Origin of the sequence: Streptomyces poriferorum (genome assembly GCF_019399235.1) — a bacterium.
Classification (GTDB): Bacteria; Actinomycetota; Actinomycetes; order Streptomycetales; family Streptomycetaceae; genus Streptomyces; species Streptomyces poriferorum.
The window spans coordinates 1-2997 of record NZ_JAELVH010000466.1 but is presented as its reverse complement, the minus strand read 5'-3'; the positions used below and the strand labels follow the sequence as shown (position 1 = coordinate 2997).

Sequence of the window (2997 nt, the reverse complement as noted above, 5' to 3'; positions counted from 1 at the left end):
CACGAGTTCAATCTCAGTAGCTGCCATAATGCAGTTTAACGAGGCGGCAATTGTAGTACCGTGCCGGCGGCCCAGTGGAACCGGGTAAGAACGAGGCGGGTGAGCTGCACATCCGGATGGTTCGGGTCCAATTTCTGGAGTCCCATCTCCAGGAGATCCGAGAGGATCGCTATAGCCCCCGCGAGGTCGCCGGACCTGCCCTTCCAGTAGCCAAGGTTATGCAGGAGTGTGCGGATGTTCGGATGATGGGCCTCGAGGTCTGATTCCTCCTCCAGGAGAGCGGTATAGTCCGCGATTGCTCCCGCGATGTCGCCCGAGCACCCCTTCCACCAGGCAAGGCTTGTGCGCAGGGAACGGACGGATTCGTGGTTCAAGCCCAGATACTGGCCGAGCCCTTCAGTAAGTTCGGCGTATTGTTCGACTGCTCCCGCTGCGTCTCCAGATCTCCCGCACTGTTCGGCGAGGCTGGTGAGGCCGCTCAAAATTGCGTCGAATTCTTCTTTTGTCATCCGTTCGGGATCGATTTGCTGGTGACGTATGGAGAGCACTTCCTTGATGCCATCCGTGGCTAGCGTCGTGTCGCCAGCTAAACCTTGCCAGTAGGAAAGGTTATGGCGAACGTCCAGAGCAAAGAGATCGGTTGCCCCACGGTCCTTCACGGCATCTTCAAGAACTTCCGCGAGTTCTGCCACGGCAGTGGTTGCCTCTCCGGCTTCTCCCCTGACGTTGGCTAGAACCTGGCGAGTGGCCAACGTGAGGTGGTCCATCGACCCGAATACGCGTTGCGTGTCGCCCAACAGGTCTACTAGCGCGGTGGAAGCGTTACCCAGGTCTCCCGCGCGCCACTGCCAATAGGCGAGGTTGTAGCGCATTGCGAGCGTGTGCCGACTGTCCGAACCTAGTCGGAGGTTGGCTGCCTCCACCAGTTGGCGAAAATGCTCCAGGGCGGCATCGTACTGGCAATCGGCACCAAGGCTGGCGCCGAGCTTCGGGACCAACGGGTGTGGCTCAGGGTCCCACAGGTCGCCTTGTGCGTTCTGAATCACCGCTAGAGCATTGGCAAGAAAGTCATCCTTGTCGGCCCTGTCATTCCGGTGCTCGTGGACGGTAGCCAAGAGCGAGTTAGCGGCTGAACGGGCCATATCAGCACGATCGATGGGTGAGAGTGACTCGCGTGTGGTGCGTTGGACGAGTTGATGGACTCGAATGCGTGGGTGGGGCGCATCCGGAGAATGCTCAATCAAACTGAGACGGTGCAGGACTCGCAGGGCCGCACGTGTTTTGTCGCCAGAGACGCTGTACTCCGTCTGATGGCCATCACAGCGGGCTCTGTGAGCGACGAGGTAGGCGAGGGCGGGCGGGCTGGTGAGAGCGTGTTCAGGAATACCGTTCGGGTCCATGGCCGAGGCAAGCTGGAGCACCGGCCGGGCCAGACCAACGGGGCGCAAAGTATCGGCGCGGTCGAGAGACAGGCTCCAGGCAGCGGCCACGGTGTGGGTTTGGTCGTCGGGTAGGACGTCGGGCGCAGAGTCGGCGAGGGAACGAGTGCGGTCGGCCAGCAGGCCCCGGTAGACCCGGCAGCTGATGCCAGCATCAATGATGTAGGCGGCAGCCTGAGATAGCGCAAGCGGAAGCTGGCCCAAGTCGTTGGCGAGGGCGGTGAGCTGCATTTCGGGCTCGATACGGCCGTGGGCGGCCAGAGCACTTGTGAGGTAGGCCAGGGCCTGGCCTACAGTGAATAGGCCGACCTCGATCAGGCGTCTACCACCCCCGGTCAGGGCGGCGTCCTTGCGTCGGGTGGTGGCCAGGGCGCGGCCGTGCGGGCTGACTGGCGGCCACCACCCCTTCAGGTCAACGGGGTCGGCGATGTCGTCCAGAACCACGAGCCAGCGGCATGGGCTCGGCTGCGACTTGGGCTCCAGCCAGGCCAGGAACTCCCTCGCCGCCTCTTGGCCACCTGGGTCAACGCCCAGGATCTCCACCGCAGCCTGGGCGTAGCCAGCTACGACGGCGCTACGGCTGTTGGCAGTGATCCACACCAGCACATCCAGCGTGCCAGCCTCCCAGGCAGTGCGCGCATAGTGGGCGGCTAGCTGAGTCTTACCAACCCCGCCCATCCCTGCCAGTACCCCGCTCGTAGGCACTCGGTCTGCAGATCCGACGACCGCGGTACCGCCGCTGGCCAGCAGCTGGGCCAGTCGACTGGTCTCGACCCGGTCCTGGAACCACTCCGCTTGAGATGGGATCACCCCGACCTGACACGGCCATGTGGCAGGCACGCGTGGCGCGGCCTGGTAGATGACCCCGACTGCTGTGCTGTTGTGGGCGGCATGGACCGCTACCCTCTCGGGCATAGCGGTGCTCGCGGACTGTGGTGGTGGGCTTGGAGCTGCCGGTCCGTTCAGCCCTGGGACGGATCCGGCGCCGGAGGGGGGCCGATCTGCGCGCCTCCGTGAATGATTCCGGCTGCGATCGAGCCTCCCTCTGCGCGGATGCCTATGCTGCCAACAACGGCCAGCCCACCCTGGCCGGCCGATGCCTCGCTGTGGGGGGTGTGCTGGGCGAGCAGGGCACGCAGTTCGTCAGCGGCCTGGTCGCACTCCGTCTCATCCAGGCTCTCCAGCATGGCCTCGATCCGGGCCTGCCAGGTCGCCTCTTGGCGAATGCGTACCCGATCCACTGTGTCCGCATTAGAGGCTTCGAGTGCAGATGCGGTCTGGTCCAAGCGCTCCAGCTCTGCCTGCTCGCGTTGTCCGTCGCCGCGCCCGAACCACCGTGCAATCGCCTGCCGCAACCCTGTCCATGCCTCCGTTCCGGCGGCCTCCACCACCGCGATGCCGCCCGCTGCGGCTGCAGCCGCCAATGCCTCTTCCAGCACCTTGTGCCCCCTTGCTTTGCCGCCGATCCGTGGTAGCTGACTGAAGAGTGCATCGGTCAACAACCGTTTTTTCCTGGCTAGATCACGCTGAGCGGCATCCTACTGAGATTTAACTCGTG

Annotated in this window: 2 protein-coding genes; both read right to left on the bottom strand. The window is 63.9% G+C overall.

The window, feature by feature from the left end; translation table 11 throughout:
* Positions 1-35: 35 nt before the first annotated feature.
* The gene (locus JGS39_RS38470) at positions 36-2354 is read right to left on the bottom strand and encodes a DUF7779 domain-containing protein (RefSeq protein WP_219574415.1); all 2319 of its coding nucleotides are present in this window, start codon (positions 2352-2354) and stop codon (positions 36-38) included.
* A 47-nt stretch (positions 2355-2401) separates the two neighbouring features.
* On the bottom strand, positions 2402-2938 hold the full coding sequence (locus tag JGS39_RS38465) for a hypothetical protein (protein ID WP_236064650.1): 537 nt from the start codon (positions 2936-2938) through the stop codon (positions 2402-2404).
* Positions 2939-2997 lie beyond the last annotated feature (59 nt).